General features: G+C 60.2%; 12 protein-coding genes. 9 read left to right on the top strand and 3 right to left on the bottom strand.

Annotated features, from left to right (window positions below; all coding sequences use genetic code 11):
• Positions 1–419: 419 nt before the first annotated feature.
• Together kup and AB5Y53_RS10980 are read right to left on the bottom strand one after the other, a co-directional pair.
• Complete coding sequence (gene kup, locus AB5Y53_RS10985) at positions 420–2,288, bottom strand: low affinity potassium transporter Kup (RefSeq protein ID WP_368181982.1); 1,869 nt, start codon at positions 2,286–2,288, stop codon at positions 420–422.
• A 596-nt stretch (positions 2,289–2,884) separates the two neighbouring features.
• Positions 2,885–3,964, bottom strand: coding sequence for a phospholipase D family protein (locus AB5Y53_RS10980; protein WP_368181980.1), 1,080 nt, complete (start codon positions 3,962–3,964; stop codon positions 2,885–2,887).
• 651 nt (positions 3,965–4,615) lie between these two features.
• On the opposite strand from AB5Y53_RS10980, the gene recR reads away from it, so the two are divergent.
• The 9 genes from recR (at position 4,616) to AB5Y53_RS10935 (ending at position 14,408) form a co-directional block, all read left to right on the top strand.
• Positions 4,616–5,218 carry a recombination mediator RecR gene (gene recR, locus AB5Y53_RS10975; RefSeq protein WP_010674419.1) on the top strand — a complete coding sequence of 201 codons (603 nt, stop codon included), beginning with the start codon at positions 4,616–4,618 and terminating at the stop codon, positions 5,216–5,218.
• A gap of 443 nt (positions 5,219–5,661) precedes the next feature.
• Positions 5,662–7,575: a molecular chaperone HtpG gene (gene htpG, locus AB5Y53_RS10970; protein ID WP_368181978.1), complete on the top strand. Its 1,914-nt coding sequence runs from the start codon at positions 5,662–5,664 to the stop codon at positions 7,573–7,575.
• 238 nt (positions 7,576–7,813) lie between these two features.
• Complete coding sequence (adk, locus tag AB5Y53_RS10965) at positions 7,814–8,458, top strand: adenylate kinase (protein ID WP_010674422.1); 645 nt, start codon at positions 7,814–7,816, stop codon at positions 8,456–8,458.
• 119 nt (positions 8,459–8,577) lie between these two features.
• Complete coding sequence (hemH, locus tag AB5Y53_RS10960) at positions 8,578–9,552, top strand: ferrochelatase (RefSeq protein WP_368181977.1); 975 nt, start codon at positions 8,578–8,580, stop codon at positions 9,550–9,552.
• A 64-nt stretch (positions 9,553–9,616) separates the two neighbouring features.
• Entirely contained in the window at positions 9,617–10,009 is a 393-nt protein-coding gene (locus AB5Y53_RS10955; RefSeq protein ID WP_104455791.1) for an MAPEG family protein, read from the top strand.
• 175 nt (positions 10,010–10,184) lie between these two features.
• On the top strand, positions 10,185–11,489 hold the full coding sequence (locus AB5Y53_RS10950; RefSeq protein ID WP_010674425.1) for an inosine/guanosine kinase: 1,305 nt from the start codon (positions 10,185–10,187) through the stop codon (positions 11,487–11,489).
• Positions 11,490–11,651: 162 nt separating this feature from the next.
• Positions 11,652–13,280: a methyl-accepting chemotaxis protein gene (locus tag AB5Y53_RS10945; RefSeq protein WP_039038910.1), complete on the top strand. Its 1,629-nt coding sequence runs from the start codon at positions 11,652–11,654 to the stop codon at positions 13,278–13,280.
• 123 nt (positions 13,281–13,403) lie between these two features.
• Entirely contained in the window at positions 13,404–13,766 is a 363-nt protein-coding gene (locus AB5Y53_RS10940; protein WP_010674427.1) for a DUF2750 domain-containing protein, read from the top strand.
• Positions 13,767–13,913: 147 nt separating this feature from the next.
• Positions 13,914–14,408, top strand: coding sequence for a hypothetical protein (locus tag AB5Y53_RS10935; protein WP_010674428.1), 495 nt, complete (start codon positions 13,914–13,916; stop codon positions 14,406–14,408).
• Here the strand turns inward: AB5Y53_RS10935 and AB5Y53_RS10930 are convergent.
• A complete protein-coding gene (locus AB5Y53_RS10930) occupies positions 14,371–16,008 on the bottom strand; it encodes an EAL domain-containing protein (protein WP_368181976.1) in 1,638 nt (545 codons plus the stop codon). The two genes, AB5Y53_RS10935 and AB5Y53_RS10930, sit on opposite strands and share 38 nt — an antisense overlap.
• Positions 16,009–16,105 lie beyond the last annotated feature (97 nt).

Here is a 16,105-nt window from a genome sequence, read left to right as displayed (position 1 = left end):
CCTCATGACAGGGAGGCTGGGGAGGGCCGACAGGGTCGGCCATCCGGCGATCATCCTGGGGGATGTCATGCGATATCGAACTCCCATCTGCTGGCCTGCCGCCACGGCATGGGCCATCGGGTGCAACGAACGGGGGGCAACGGGCTGCGTCGCGATAGAAGGGGCGTAGCCTGGGCAGGGGAGGGAAGCGGGCCTCTCATCCTGCCGCGGGGGCCAAGTTTACCGGGGCCCTGGTCCCCAATACCTTGATCTCGCCCCGGTTTGAGTGCCAGATGCGGCGCTTCTTTGCGATCCTGTGAGGGGCGCCACGTCCCCCGGCGGCTCGAGATCCCGGGCGGAAGAGAGAGGCGCTCAGCAATGAAAGAGGGAGGCGGTTGCCTCCCTCTTGCGTGCCATGACCTTGGGCCCGGCGCCCGCCATCAGATATCCACCTGGGATCCCAGCTCGATGACCCGGTTGGGCGGGATCTCGAACTGATCCGGCGCCCGCAGGGCGTTGCGCTGCAGCAGCATAAAGAGCTTGCCGCGCAGATAGAGGTACCAGGGGCGCTCCTTCATGATGAGGGACTCGTGGGCCATGAAGAAGGAGGTCTCCATCATACGGCAGCTCAGCCCCTCGGCGTTGCAGCGGTGGAAGATCTCCTCCATGTTCGGGGTCTCGCGCCAGCCGTAACTCGCCACCACCCGCCAGAAGGTGGGGGAGAGCTGCTCGATGCAGACCCGGCGCACGTTGTGGACACAGGGCACATCCTCCACCTTCAGGGTGAGCAGGATGACGCGCTCGTGCAGCACCTTGTTGTGCTTGAGGTTGTGCAAGAGCGCATGGGGGATGACGTTGACCACCCGCGACAGATAGACGGCGGTGCCCGCCACCCGGGTCGGCGGGGATTTTTCGAGCGACGCTATCATGGGCTCCAGGGAGTTGCCGTGCTCGTTCAGGCGGCGAATAAGCTGGAAGCGCTCGCTCTTCCAGCTGGTCATCAGGGTGAACATGACGGCCCCCAGGGTGAGCGGCAGCCAACCGCCGGAGAAGATCTTGGCGAGGTTGGCGGCAAAGAGCGGTACGTCGATGGCGAGCAGCAGGGCGAAGAGGGTGGCTACCAGCGGCTTGCGCCAGTGCCAGCTGTGGCGGGCCACCGAGCAGGAGAGGATGGAGGTGAGCACCATGGTGCCGGTCACGGCGATGCCATAGGCCGCCGCCAGGTTGCTGGAGTGCTCGAAGCTCATGATGACGATCACCACAGAGAGATAGAGCAGCCAGTTGATGACCGGAATATAGATCTGGCCGGACTCCTGCTCGGAGGTGTGCACGATGCGGATGGGTGAGAGATAACCGAGCCGCACCGCCTGCCGGGTGAGGGAGAAGACCCCGGAGATCACGGCCTGCGAGGCGATCACCGTCGCCAGGGTCGCCAAGAGCAGCAGCGGCAGCAGCGCCCATTTCGGGGCGAGCAGGAAGAAGGGGTTGGTGATGGCCTCGGGATGGGCCAGCAGCAGCGCCCCCTGGCCGAAGTAGTTGAGCACCAGGGAGGGCAACACCACCATAAACCAGGCGCGCCGGATCGGACTCTTGCCAAAATGGCCCATGTCGGCGTAGAGCGCTTCCACCCCTGTGATGGCCAGCACCACGGCGCCGAGAGCAAAGAAGGAGGCGGTCTGGTACTTGGCAAAAAAGCGCAGCGCCCAGATGGGGTTGAGCGCCCCCAGCACCTCGGGGTGCTGGAGGATGCTGCGAAGGCCCAATGTCGCCAGGGTCAGGAACCAGATCAGCATGATGGGGGCAAACAGCTTGCCCACGGCGGCGGTGCCGTGTTTCTGGATGGCAAACAGCAGGGTCAGCACCAGCACCGAGAGCGGCACTATGTAGGCGTCCAGGGAAGGCGCCACTATCTTCAGGCCCTCGATGGCCGACATCACCGACATGGCCGGGGTGATCACCACCTCGCCATAGAAGAAGCTGCCGCCGACGAGCCCCAGGATGATCAGCACCGGCGTCCATTTTTCCGGGGTGTTGCGGGTCGCGAGCGACATCAGGGTGAGTATGCCCCCTTCGCCCGCGTTGTCCGCCCGCATCACGAAGGCGAGATACTTGACCGAGACCACCAGGATCAGCAGCCAGAAGATCAGGGAGAGAAAGCCCTGGATGGAGGCGGGCTCCACCCCGAAACCGAACTGGCCGGAGAGGCACTCGCGCAGGGTATAGAGCGGGCTGGTGCCGATGTCGCCATAGACCACGCCGATCGCCGCCAGCATGACGCCGGAGAGGGCGGGTTTGTTAGTACAGTTCATGAAATTATCTTGTCTGATTGCCGGTGGCATGGCTGCAAACACAGGGGCCCCGCACTACCGGGAGTTCACGGATAGTCGTTCGGGAGGAGCTTCAGGATTGCGATGGGAGCGGGGGTTAGCTGGATATAAATAGGAGGCTCATCATGGACACAGTCTGTTTATCTGCGATTCAGCTTATGATGACACAGAGTCTGTGGGAGTATGTTCAGGTATAAATAATCAAAAAAGACTTTTGAACGAGGTTATTAATTACTCCTTGATTGAAATAGGCCCCCGTGCAGCGAGCAAGTGTTTGTTTTTGCTAAGCAGCCATTTTTAGCCAGTTTTTTCAATCAAACGGGTTGAAAAACGGGCGATAAAATGTTGACCAATAAATTATCGGCAGGAGCGACAGAGAGGGAAGGCTTGGGTAGCAATGGAGTCTTTATTTCATCGGCTGGATGGAGAATGGTCGGGAAGAGAAGTGACCGCAGTAAAGACAGCCACTATAAAGTGAGGGCATAAATAGAGGGTGGGAATGTAGGGGGCAATGAACGAAGTGAAATGCACCATTATTAGCGGTGAAATAAAATTCACTTATTACACTCCCAAAAACATCAATTATTATACTCTTCAATCTTAGATATCAAGAATTTTGCAAATACTTCAGAAAGCTGAACCTTATCACTACCCATGTTAATAGTTCCAAGAGTTAATCCTCCAGCGTAAGTTACAGACTTTCCTGGGTATTTATCATGGAATTCGGATAACATGTCTTGTCTTCTTAAATTATACTCCCACCATTTTCTTCCAAAATTAACGCTGTTGTTTCTCCCCTCTAGGTACCATGGCCAGCGTTCCATCCATGGATTAATTTTAACCTGAGAGTCAGTTACACTTTGCAAGCCGCTAGTAACTTTAAAATAGGACAATAATGATCCAGCTCCGATAGCTGTTGTAATGATGACATCACCTTTCTTTATTCCTTTGGGTTTCTTTTTTGAAAAGTGTAAATTTTGATGTAAATCTGAAAAATCACGTCTGTCATCCAACGTGATTGGGGAATTTTTATGGCCGATAGGTTTCAGATAGTATTTTGTTTCGTAGTTATTTGAATCGGAATCTGAGTATACAGAGCTTAATATATCATAGCTAATACTATCTTTTTCTATCCAATGAGGATTGTTTCCTAAATACACATCTGCAAATTGGCATGCTCGTTCAACTTGGAAACGAGTGACATCGGGGTATTCAATCAAATCGAATACTTGGTTCAATGCGTCTTCTATTAGGCTAGCATCTTTAACAAGCACTCCCCATTCATGGTTGTTAAATATACCGTTAGTGGTGAAGTTTCCTGATGTTAGTATTAGTTCTTTATTTATGCCAAGTGAAAAATATAATTTACCATGTAGACTGTTATCAATATGTACTTTGCAGGTAATATTCGGATGTTTCTCATCGAAAAAACTATAGAAGTCTCTTAGTTGAAATGGTTTTTTTATTTGTTCGATATCTCTTGGCTTGAACGTGGTTATTAATTCTATTTTTTTGGTTGATGAAAAATCAAAATGGTTGAGAAATGACTTCATGTCATCTGCAAGATATGGCGAAACGATAATAACTCGGTCACCACAGTTTTGAATGATACGTTTTAGATGCTCCGCTTGAAGATTATTTGTATTTGATAACAGCAATTTTCGTTTCCTTATTAAATATTTTTAATGGTTGTATATTATGAAGAAAGGAAGTAATGATGGTGTCCAATTTTTACTATTGCTCCTAAGTTCATTCCCACAGCCCGCGCATTTAGTCTGCACTGCAAAATCTTGCCGTTCCCTAGTAACGGCCTCAACGGAGCTGGTTGTCGCGTGAGTCATACTAATCGGCCAGTGAAAAAACAGAAGGGGGAGCCGTTGAAAACCGGCGCAACGTCATAAATCGGGACCTCAAGAGGGCATTTATTGTTTGGTTTTGTTAAACGATAACTAGTTATCGAATAGAAAAACCAAACAATGTGGGCCTGGTTTCTGGCCGTGCTGGCTTGTCTGGAGGCTGGTGGGGAGTGAGTTGGGGCAATCTGGGAGGGTTTCCCGGTTTCCCCGGAATTGGTTTGGCAATCATGGTGTGATCTGGGTTGTGGGGATAGGGGAGGTTGCCGCTCAGTGCAGTGCCCTGACCGGGGTGATGTTGGGCCGTCAGGCACTGTGGCGGGATCGGCCATTGGCGCCCGGGGTCGGCTCGGGTATAGTCCTGCGCCAACAAGATAGGTTCGGATGGAGGCGTCGGCGCCGCTGCAGGCAAGCGGGCCGACTCCTCCCTTTGGCGCGGCTTTAAAGGAAATTCCCATGAAATTCAGTCCCCTGCTCGATGAGATGATGAAGGCGCTGCAGGTCTTGCCGGGCGTGGGCCCGAAATCGGCCCAGCGCATGGCGTTCACCCTGCTGGAGCGCGAGCGCAGCGGCGGTCTGCGTCTGGCCTCCCTGCTCAATCGGGCGCTGACCGAAATAGGTCATTGCAGCCACTGCCGCACCTTCACCGAGAACGATCGCTGCGAGATCTGCGCCAATCCCAAGCGCGAGGAGAACGGCCTGCTCTGCGTGGTGGAGAGCCCGGCGGACGTGGCGGCCATCGAGCAGACCGGCCAGTTCTCCGGCCGTTACTTCGTGCTGATGGGCCACCTGTCGCCCCTTGACGGTATCGGCCCCGAGGAGCTGGGGCTCGATATCCTGGAGCGCCGCCTGCAAGAGGAGCAGATCAAGGAGCTGATCCTCGCCACCAACCCCACCATCGAGGGGGATGCCACCGCCTGGTACATCGCCGACATGGCACGCACCGCCGGGGTGGAGGTGAGCCGCATCGCCCATGGCGTGCCGGTGGGCGGGGAGCTGGAGCTGGTGGATGGCACCACGCTCTCCCACTCCCTGATGGGGCGCCAGCGCCTGAGCTAAAGACGCCACGGACCCCACCCCGGCCCTCCCCTTGGCAGGGGAGCAACCAATCCCACCCATTCCTCCCCGTGGCTGGGGAGAGTGCAACAGATCCCGCCCCATGCTTCCCCTTGGCTGGGGAGGGATCAACCAATCCCCCCCTCCCTTGTCAGAGGAGGGAGCAATGGACCCCACCCCAGCCCTCCCCTTGGTAGGGGAGAGCAAGGCTGACCCCGCCATTGGCTCCACGCTCGATCCCAATCTGACCCTCCTCGCCAGACAGGGGACGACGGTGCACCTCCCTCTTATGAAGGGGGAGGCCGGGAGGGGTTGCATGTGTGGGCCAAGCGAGGGGCCGGTGTGCAAATTTGCTCTCAAGTTTGCACGCAAGCCCCTTGATATTTGAAAGGCCAACCCCATCTAGCTTGGGAATCTGTTCAACCCGACGTTTTGAGGACTGGTCGATGACCCAAAGTGTTCACGCCGAAACCCACGGCTTTCAGACTGAAGTCAAACAACTGCTGAGCCTGATGGCTCACAGCCTCTACTCCAACAAAGAAGTATTCCTGCGCGAGCTGATTTCCAACGCCTCCGATGCGGCGGACAAGCTGCGCTTCAAGGCGCTTTCCGATGCCTCTTTGTTCGAAAACGACGGCCAGTTGCGCGTGCGCCTGGTGGTGGACAAAGAGAACAAGACCCTGACCATTTCGGACAACGGCATCGGCATGACCCGTGACCAGGTGATCGAGCACCTGGGCACCATCGCCAAGTCCGGCACCGCCGAGTTCTTCAAGCACCTCTCCGGTGACCAGGGCAAGGATTCCCAGCTGATCGGCCAGTTCGGGGTGGGCTTCTACTCCGCCTTCATCGTGGCCGACAAGGTGACCGTGGTCTCCCGCGCCGCCGGCACCGCGCCGGAGCAGGGCGTGCAGTGGGAATCACAAGGGGAAGGCTCCTTCACCGTGGCTGACGTGACCAAAGCCGGTCGCGGTACCGACGTCATCCTGCACCTGCGCAGCGATGAAGAGGAGTTCCTGGACGACTGGCGCCTGCGCTCCGTGGTCAGCAAATATTCCGACCACATCAGCGTGCCGGTGGAGATGTTCAAGGAGGGCACGCCGGATCGGGAAGAAGACGGTGAAACCATCGTCGGCACCCCGGGGGAGTGGGAGCAGGTCAACCGCGCCACCGCGCTCTGGACCCGCAACCCGAAGGACATCAAGGACGAGGAGTACCAGGAGTTCTACAAGCACGTCGCCCACGACTTCGAAGATCCGCTCCTGTGGGGTCACAACCGGGTGGAAGGGGCCCAGGAGTACACCAGCCTGCTCTACATCCCGGCCCGCGCGCCGTTCGATCTCTACAACCGCGAACAGAAGCACGGCCTGAAACTCTATGTGCAGCGCGTCTTCATCATGGACGACGCCGAGCAGTTCATGCCGACCTACCTGCGCTTCGTGAAAGGGGTGCTGGACTCCAATGATCTGCCGCTCAACGTCAGCCGTGAAATTCTGCAGGACAACAAGGTGACCGCCTCCCTGCGCAAGGCCTGCTCCAAGCGCGTGCTCACCATGCTCAACAAGCTGGCGAAAGACGATGCCGAGAAGTACGCCAAGTTCTGGAGCGAGTTCGGCAATGTGCTCAAAGAGGGCCCGGCCGAGGATTACGCCAACCGGGAAGAGATCGCGAAGCTCTTGCGCTTTGCCAGCACCGCTGGTGAGGGCGAAGCCCAGACCGTGTCGCTCGAGGATTACGTTGGCCGCATGAAGGAAGGTCAGCAGAAGATTTACTACATCACCGCCGACTCTTATGCCGCTGCCAAGAACAGCCCGCACCTCGAGATCTTCCGCAAGAAGGGCGTCGAAGTGCTGCTGATGTGGGAGAGGGTGGACGAGTGGCTGATGAGCCACCTGGCCGAGTTCGACGGCAAGCAGCTGGTCTCCGTCACCCGTGGCGAACTGGATCTCGGGGATCTGGAAGACGACGCCTCCAAGCAGGCGCAGGAGGAAGCTGAAAAAGCCAACGTCGGTCTGGTGGAGCGGGTCAAGAAGAGCCTCGGGGAGGCGGTGAAAGAGGTGCGCGTCACCCACCGTCTGACCGACTCGCCGTCCTGCATCGTCACCGACGCCCACGGTATGAGCACCCAGATGATCAAGCTGATGCGCGCCGCCGGTCAGCCGGTGCCGGAGCAGAAGTACATCCTGGAGCTCAACCCCGACCATGCCCTGGTGAAGAAGCTTGGCACCATCGAGGATGAGAGCCTGTTTGGCGAGTGGGTCTCCCTCCTGCACGAGCAGGCCCAGCTGGCGGAGCAGGGCGGCCTCAATGATCCGGCGAGCTTCGTCTCCCGTATCAACCGTCTGCTACTCCAGGCGTGATGTGATTGTGATTGGCCCACTGCATGACAGTGGGCTTTTTTTTGGCCGTTCCCCTCTGGTGCGCTGCTGCATTTTCAATCATTTTTCGTGGTCGTCGTCTGCGTCTTTGGTCGCAGAGACGGGGCGGGAGTGTGGTGATAATCTGGCCACTCACACGGGGCGAGCTTGTTAATACGGGCGAAAACGTGTAGTTTTTTGCCTTCTCAAGAATTGAATAACCAATCAACTAGGAGCGTGTATGCGCATTGTTCTGTTGGGAGCTCCGGGCGCCGGCAAGGGTACCCAGGCTCAGTTCATCATGGAAAAACACGGTATTCCGCAGATCTCCACCGGCGACATGCTGCGTGCGGCGATCAAGGCGGGTACCGAGCTGGGCCTCAAGGCCAAAGCCGTGATGGACGCAGGTCAGCTCGTCTCCGACGACATCATCATCGGCCTGGTCAAAGAACGCATCGCGCAACCGGATTGCGCCAACGGCTTCCTGCTGGACGGCTTCCCACGCACCATTCCCCAGGCGCAAGCCATGAAGGATGCCGGTGTGACCGTGGACTTCGTGCTGGAATTCGACGTGCCGGACGAAGAGATTGTCAAGCGCATGAGCGGCCGCCGCGTGCACTCCGGCTCCGGCCGTACCTACCACGTGGTGTTCAACCCGCCGAAAGTGGAAGGCAAGGATGACGTGACCGGCGAGGATCTGGTGATTCGTGCCGACGACGAAGAGACCACAGTGCGCAAGCGTCTGGATGTCTACCATCAGCAGACCGCGCCGCTCATCGGTTTCTACGGCAAGGAAGCGGAAGCGGGCAACACCCGTTACGTCAAGATCGACGGCACCCAGCCGGTGGATCTGGTCAGCCAGCAACTGGCCGCCATTCTCGGTTAAGCCATTCAGGGCCGGCAGGACGCAGCCGTTCGCCGGCTGGCTACGAGGGTGAGAAAAGGGTCCATACCGGGCCCTTTCTTGCATTCCATTCCCACGACACAGAACGACAGGATGCTAACGTGACCACGAAAACAGGGATCTTGCTGGTCAATCTGGGTACCCCGGCCGCGCCGACCACGGCGGCGGTCAAGGCGTTTCTCAGCCAGTTTCTGCACGATCAGCGGGTCGTCGACCTGCCGCGCTACCTCTGGTGCCCCTTGCTTCACTTCATCATCCTGCCGACCCGCTCCCCCAAGGTGGCCAAGCTCTATCAGCAGGTGTGGACCGAGCAGGGCTCCCCCCTGATGGTCATCAGCCAGCAGCAGCGCGCGGCCCTGGAGCACGAGCTCAAGCGGGAAGGGGTCGAGGTGCCGGTGGCGCTCGCCATGACCTACGGCTCCCCGTCGCTGGCCGATGGCTGGCAGGCCCTCAAGGCCCAGGGGGTCAACCGGGTGATCCTGCTGCCGCTCTATCCCCAGTATTCGGTCAGTACCACCGCCTCGGTATTCGACGCCTGGGCCAGGGCGATGAAAACCGAGCGCAATCTGCCGGTGGTGCGGCTCATTCGTGATTACCATGCTCACCCCGAATATATCCAGGCGCTGGCCATGAGCGTGCGTCGCCACTGGGAACAGCACGGCCAGGGGGAGCATCTGCTGATGTCCTTCCACGGCATTCCCGAGCGCTACGAGCGGGAAGGGGATCCCTATGGTCATCAGTGCAGGCGCACCGCCGCCCTGCTGGCGGAGGCGCTGGGGCTGGCCCCGGAGCAGTGGACCGCGAGCTTCCAGTCCCGCTTTGGCAAAGAGGAGTGGCTCAAGCCCTACACGGACCTGACCGTGGGCGAATTGCCCTCTCGCGGCGTCAAGCGGCTCGATGTCATCTGCCCGGCCTTCTCGGCGGATTGCCTCGAGACCCTGGAGGAGATCCAGGTGCAGAACCGGGAGATCTTCATGGCCGCCGGTGGCGAGCAGTTTGAATACATCCCGGCCCTCAACAGCGATCAGGCCCATATCCGCATGATGGTTTCCCTCATCTGTCGCGAGCTGGCATGATGGCCGTTCTCATCCGGTGCCCGACGTGGCGGACGTTCGGATTCAACGATAAAGGAGTGTCCTGATGATGCATATCACGCTGATTTACGCCGGCCTGCTCGGGCTCTTGTTCCTGCTGCTCTCCTTCTGGGTGGTCAAGCGCCGCGCCCAGTTCAGGGTGATGATAGGGGAGGGGGAAGCCCCCGAGATGCTGGCCGCGATCCGCGCCCACGGCAACTTTGCCGAGTACGTGCCCCTCACCCTGCTGCTGATGGCCCTGTGCGAACTGGCGGGGGTCGGGGCGCTCTGGCTGCACCTGGGCGGTGTGCTGCTGCTGGTGGGTCGCATCCTGCATGCCATCGGCATCCAGATCCCCAGGGCTCCCAACATGCCGCGCCTCTTCGGCACCCTCTTCTTCTGGCTGTCGCTGGGGATGTTCTCGGTGCTGGCCCTGGTGCAGGGGCTCTCGGCAAGCTGAATGTCATCCCGCAACACCACCCCGCCACGGGGTGGTTTTTTATGGCAGGCAAGTCAAACGTTTTCCTCGCAAACCCTTGTCTATACTGACCTCAAAATTCAATCGTGCGACTTTTCGGCGTGGTGGATTGTGTTAAAATCCCGCCCCTCTTTTCCCCAGAGCACAGAAGATTGCCATGAAATTTCCCGGTCAGCGCAAGTCCAAACACTACTTCCCGGTCGACAGACGTGATCCCCTGATCCCGCAGAACTCCCAGCTCACCGAACTGGGCAAGGCCTATGTAGTGGGCATCGATCAGACTCTGGTGGATATCGAAGCCCATGTGGACGAAGACTTCCTGAACCGGTACGGCCTGAGCAAGGGCCACTCCATGCTCATCTCCGATGAGGTGGCGGAGCTGGTCTACGACGAGCTCAAGGCCAACAACATGGTGGTGAGCGAATTTGCCGGTGGCACCATCGGCAACACCATGCACAACTACTCCGTGCTGGCGGACTCCCACTCCATCCTGCTTGGCGTCATGAGCCAGGACATCCGCATCGGCAGCTATGCCTATCGCTATCTGTGCAACACCTCCTCCCGGGTCAACCTCGACTACCTGCAGCCGGTGGACGGCCCGGTCGGGCGCTGCTTCACCTTCATCACCGAAGGGGGAGAGCGCAGCTTTGGCATCAACGCCGGCAAGATGGATCACCTGGATGTGGACCACATCCCCGAGACCATCATCAAGGAGGCCTCGGCCCTGGTGATCACCGCCTACTTGGTGCGCGGCGCCGACGGCACCCCCATGAAGGAGGCCGCCATGGCCGCGGTGCGCTATGCCCGCGAGGCCGGGGTGCCCGTGGTGCTGACCCTGGGCACCCGCTTCGTCATCGACGAGAATCCCCAGTGGTGGCGCGATTTCATCAGCGAGAACGTGACCGTGCTCGCCATGAACGAGGACGAGGCGGAGGCCCTGACCGGGATAAAGGATCCCCTCGGCGCGGCCGACAAGGCGCTGGACTGGGCGGACATGGTGCTCTGCACCGCCGGCCCCATCGGCCTCTACATGGCGAGCTACACCGACGAGGACTACAAGCGCGAGACCACCCACACCCTGCTGCCCGGCGTCATCCCCGAATTCAACATGTACGAGTTCAGCCGCCCCATGGCCCGGGACAAGTGCCGCAAGCCTGCGCGTATCTACTCCCACATCTCCCCCTACATGGGCGGCCCGGAGAAGATCAAGAACACCAACGGGGCAGGGGACGGGGCGCTGTCCGCCGTGCTGCACGACATGGTGGCGAACGCCTACCACCGCATGAACGTGCCGAACTCCGCCAAGCATCTCTCGGAATTCCTGACCTACTCCTCTCTGGCCCAGGTGTGCAAGTACGCCAACCGGGTGAGCTACGAGGTGCTGGCCCAGAGCAGCCCGCGCCTCTCCCGCGGGTTGCCGGAGAAGGAAGACAGCTTGGAAGAGGTGTACTGGGAGCGGTGATACCTCTTCCTGTCGACCACGAGAAAGGGTGCCACTGGGCACCCTTTCTTGTTTTTGGGGCTGGATCATGTTTTTGGCATCGCTTTTGCTGACATCGTGGACAGCCCGCGTCGCGGCGGCATACCTTGTGTTAAGGATATGTAGCTGCTGCGGGGCGAGGGTATGTTGAGACAATGGAGTATCGGTCGGCGTCTGTCGCTGGTGACCCTGATGGTGCTGGCGCTGCTGGGACTGCTGCTGTTCTTCTGCCTGCAGATCTATCAGCAGGGGCTGATGGGGGAGAAGAGCCGCCAGACCCAGGCTCAGGTAGAGACCGCCTACAGCCTGGTGGCGGGGCTGGAAGCCAGGGTACGCAAGGGGGAGCTGGACGAGGCGAGCGCCAAGGCCGAGGCGCTGGCGCTGATCAAGGGGTTGCGTTACGGCAACGATGACTACTTCTGGATCAACGACAGCCACCCCACCATGGTGATGCACCCCATGAAACCCGAGCTGGACGGCAAGGATCTCTCCGGGGTGGAGGACAAGCAGGGGCTCAGGCTGTTCGTCGCCTTCGCCGATCTGGCGCGGGCCCAGGGCGCGGGGGAGGTGGCCTACTACTGGCCCAAGCCGGGGGTGGACGAGCCGGTACGCAAGATCTCCTACATCAAGCGCTTCGCCCCCTGGGACTGGATCATCGGTACCGGCGTCTATGTGGACGACGTCGAGGCCCAGTACCGGGAGGTGCTGCACACCCTGCTGGGGATCGGGCTGGTGCTGGCCCTCCTGCTGTTTGCCGTGGTCGGCCTCATTGTGCGCAGCATCGTCGTGCCCCTCTCCCGCTCGGTCTCGGCCCTTGGCAACATCGCCAGGGGGGAGGGGGATCTGCGGGTACGTCTGCCGGAGTCGGGGCGTGACGAGCTGAGCCAGCTCAGCATCAACTTCAACCTCTTCGCCAGCCAGATGGCGCAGCTGGTGGCCCGCAGCCAGCAGATAGCGGATCAGAACCGGGTGCATGCCCACCAGCTGGCCGAGGTGGTGGAGCGTACCGGCGCCATCGTCACCGGCCAGGAGCAGGATACCCTGCGGGTGGCCAGCGCCATGGAGCAGATGACGGTGAGCAGCCGCGAAGTGGGCCAGCACGCGGCCCAGGCCGCCGACGCGGCGGACTCGGCCCTCAATCTGGCCCAGCATGGCCGCGAGGTGGTGGTCCAGACCCGGGAGTCCATCAGCCAGCTGGCGGACGAAATGGTGGAGACGGTGCAGGCGGTGAGCCGCCTCGAGCAGGAGACTCAGCAGATTGGCTCCGTGCTCGACGTCATTCGCGGGGTGGCGGAGCAGACCAACCTGCTGGCCCTCAACGCCGCCATTGAAGCGGCACGGGCCGGGGAGCAGGGGCGCGGCTTTGCGGTGGTCGCCGACGAGGTGCGTACCTTGGCGACCCGCACTCACAGCTCCACCGACGAGATCCGGCAGATGATCCAGCGGCTGCAGGAGGGGGCCGGCAAGGTGGTCAGCGGCATCAGCCAGTTACAGCAGCTCTCCCGCGCGACGGCGGACAGGGCCGGCGATGCGGATGTCGCCATCAATGCCATCGATGGATCCGTCCACACCATTACTGCCATGAATGGGCAGATTGCCACGGCGGCGGCGGAGCAGAGCCGGGCGGCGGAGGAGATCAACCAGCGGCTGGTGGCCATCACCCAGTTGGCGGCGGATGCCCTGGCCCAGAACCGGCTGACCGAGCAGGCATCCGGGCAACTGGCGCTGGCCTGCGACGAGCTGGGGGCCCTGGTGGCGAAATATCGCATCTGACGGCCTTTATCCCCGCTTTTTCGGGATAAGGCTTGAGTCTGGGGGGCTTTTGGGACACCATCTGCCCCATTCTCGGCCAGCCCTGGCCGACAGCCTGCCATTGCTTTGCAAGAGAGAGACCCCATGAGCAAACTAACTGACAATCTTGACGCCAATTTCCAGCTGTTCATCGAAGAAGTCCGCGAGTCGGGTCAGGTGTGGGGTCTGCGCTACGGTGAAGACTGGGTGGTATGCCGCTCCGCCGAGTTCGAAGATGCGGACGTGATGCCGCTCTGGTCCGCTGAAGGGGATGCCCGCCTGCACTGCGTGGACGAGTGGGCGGATTACGAGCCGGAAGTGATCGAGCTCGAAGAGTTCCTGGACATCTGGATCAACGATCTGGACGAGGATGACGTGCTGGTCGGCCCGAACTGGAACGCCGATCTGGAAGGTCAGGAGCTCGAGCCCATCGAGCTGGCTAAGGCGCTGGTGGAACTGGACGCCTGAGTCTGCCGTCCTGCCGGATTGTGATGAACCGGCCCCCTTCGGGGGGCCGGTTTTTTTATGGCCGCCATGGGCCATGAAAAGGCGATTTGCCTTTGCACCCGTCCCGGGGATGGGTCATCATCAACCCTTTGCCGATCGGGAGGTGCCATGTTTGTCTTTGACGTGACCACGAAGGCGGGGGCGCAGGGGAGGATCCAGGTGCAGGCGCTGGACTGGAGCCAGAGCGGCCCGGTGAGCTTTCAGTGTGACAGCGACGAGCTGGCCCTGGTGCTGCTGAGCGGGTGCCGCTGCGATGCCGTGGGGTACTTCAATCTGCTGGGGGGCTGCAAGCCGCTTTACGTGGAGCAGTGGCTCACCTACTTGCAGGAGCGTGGCCAGTTGGAGAAGGTCACGGCCCGCCAGGAGAGCCCGTCCCAACCCGATTACCTGACCCGGGCCGGGCTGGCGGACGACGAGCTCAATGCCCTGCTCGGCCAGATCTACAAGGTGGCCGGGTTCAACCGCCTGCAGATCAACCGCTACCTCAAGCATCGCCACAACCCGACCATGCTGGCGACCCGTTACGATCAGAAGGAGCTGGAGCGCTATCGCCAGCTCAACGACATCATTCTGACCCTGTTGAAGCTGAAACCGTCTCCGTGAATATCCCCATCTGACCGATCTCCGGCCCCAGCTCCTGGGGCCGGGCGATGAGGTAGCCCTGCAAGCCGTCCACATACATGCTCTGCAGCATCTGCTTCTGGCCTATCTGTTCCACCCCTTCCGCGATCACCAGGCAGCCCATGCGATGGGAGACGTCGACGATCATCCGCACGAACTGCTGATTGGTGAGATCCTGCTCCAGCTCGGTGATGAGACCGGGGTCCAGCTTGATGTAGTCGGGTTTGAGCTCGCGAAACAGGCTGAAGGAGCCGATCCCCTTGCCGAAGTTGCAGATGGCCGAACGGCTGCCGTGGCGCCTGAGCAGCTCGAACAGCCGCCTGGACCCGGTCAGGTTGCGCTCCAGGTGCTCCTCGTCGAGCTCGAACACCAGGTTGGCCCCGATGTCGGGGTCTTTTTGCAACTGGTGATCCAGCCAGATGAGAAAGGCGCTGTTTTGCAGCAGGGAGCCCGGCAGATTGAGACCCCATCGGCTGTTGTGGCCTCCGAAGGCGCGGTATTGGCGGATGACGTGGCGGATCACCATCTGGGTCAGGCGCAGTACCATGTCCAGCCGCTGTGCCATGGCGAGCAGGGTATCACTTGGCAGCACGGTGCCGTCGCTGCTGCAAAAGCGGGGATAGATCTCGTGGTAGGCGAGCATGCCGCGATGCAGGGGCTGGATGGGCTGGCAGGTGAAGTTGATGCTCTCCTGCTCCAGCAGATCGGTCAGCACCTGGGTCCAGTGACGCTGACCCTGCACCTCGACCACCTCGTCGTTCTGCTGGATGGCCCAGCCATTGACCACCTCTGTCTGGGCGCGGGCCAGCGCGAGATCCGCCCGGGCCAGAATGGCCTCTATCTTCTGCTCGCTGCTCAAGCGGGTCATGCCAGAGTAGGCGGCGCTCTCGAGCTCGTGATCGTGCTGATAGCGATCGAAGGCGAGTTTCAGATCCCGTCCCAGCAGATGGGGCGGGATCTGGGCCAGGGGGGGCAGCAGGACGGCAAAATCGGCCCCCGAGATGCGATAGACCCGGTGGCCCGGGAAGCGGCTGACGGTGTGGCTGATGAGGGCGGCGATGTCCCGGATGTAGGCATCCCCGGACTGGAAGCCGCGCTGGGCGTTGAGGGTCCCGAGCTCGGTGGCGCGGATGAGCACCAGGATGGCGGTCTGGGTGTTTTCCTGTTGCAGCAGCTCGGTCAGATCGCGCCGGAAGGCGTGGCGGTTGCCAAGGCCCGTCATCTCGTCCCGGGTCGCCTGATTGTGCAATTCGGTGATCTGGCGGTGGGCATCGATCTCGGCCTCATTGAAGGACGCAAGGAGCTGGCGCAGAGCCGTTTGTGCCTGTACGCTGTCGAGCATGGCGGGATCCCGCTGCTGCAGCGCCAGCAGCCAGCGTTGCTCCTGCCTCGCCTTTTCTCCACGGCGCACGCTGTGGGTGAGAAAGAGCAGCAGGGCGAATCCCGTCAGGGTGGTCATCAGGACCAGCAGCAGGGTGAGCGGTGAGGCGGGGGGGGCGAGCAGCACTACCTGCAACAGCAGTATGGGAATGCAGACCAGTGCGCTGACCAGCAGCAGGTTTCCCTCATGTTTATTCAACATCGTTTCATCCTTGATGATGTTCATGATGTAGAAATTCTAACCAAGTCGCTGGCGCAAAACATGAGTACTCACGCAACTCCACGATAAAGCGCCGGCG

The sequence above is a fragment of the Aeromonas sp. R7-5 genome (assembly GCF_040908015.1).
GTDB classification, from domain to species: domain Bacteria; phylum Pseudomonadota; class Gammaproteobacteria; order Enterobacterales; family Aeromonadaceae; genus Aeromonas; species Aeromonas caviae.
This window is presented reverse-complemented; position numbering and strand designations above follow the sequence as displayed.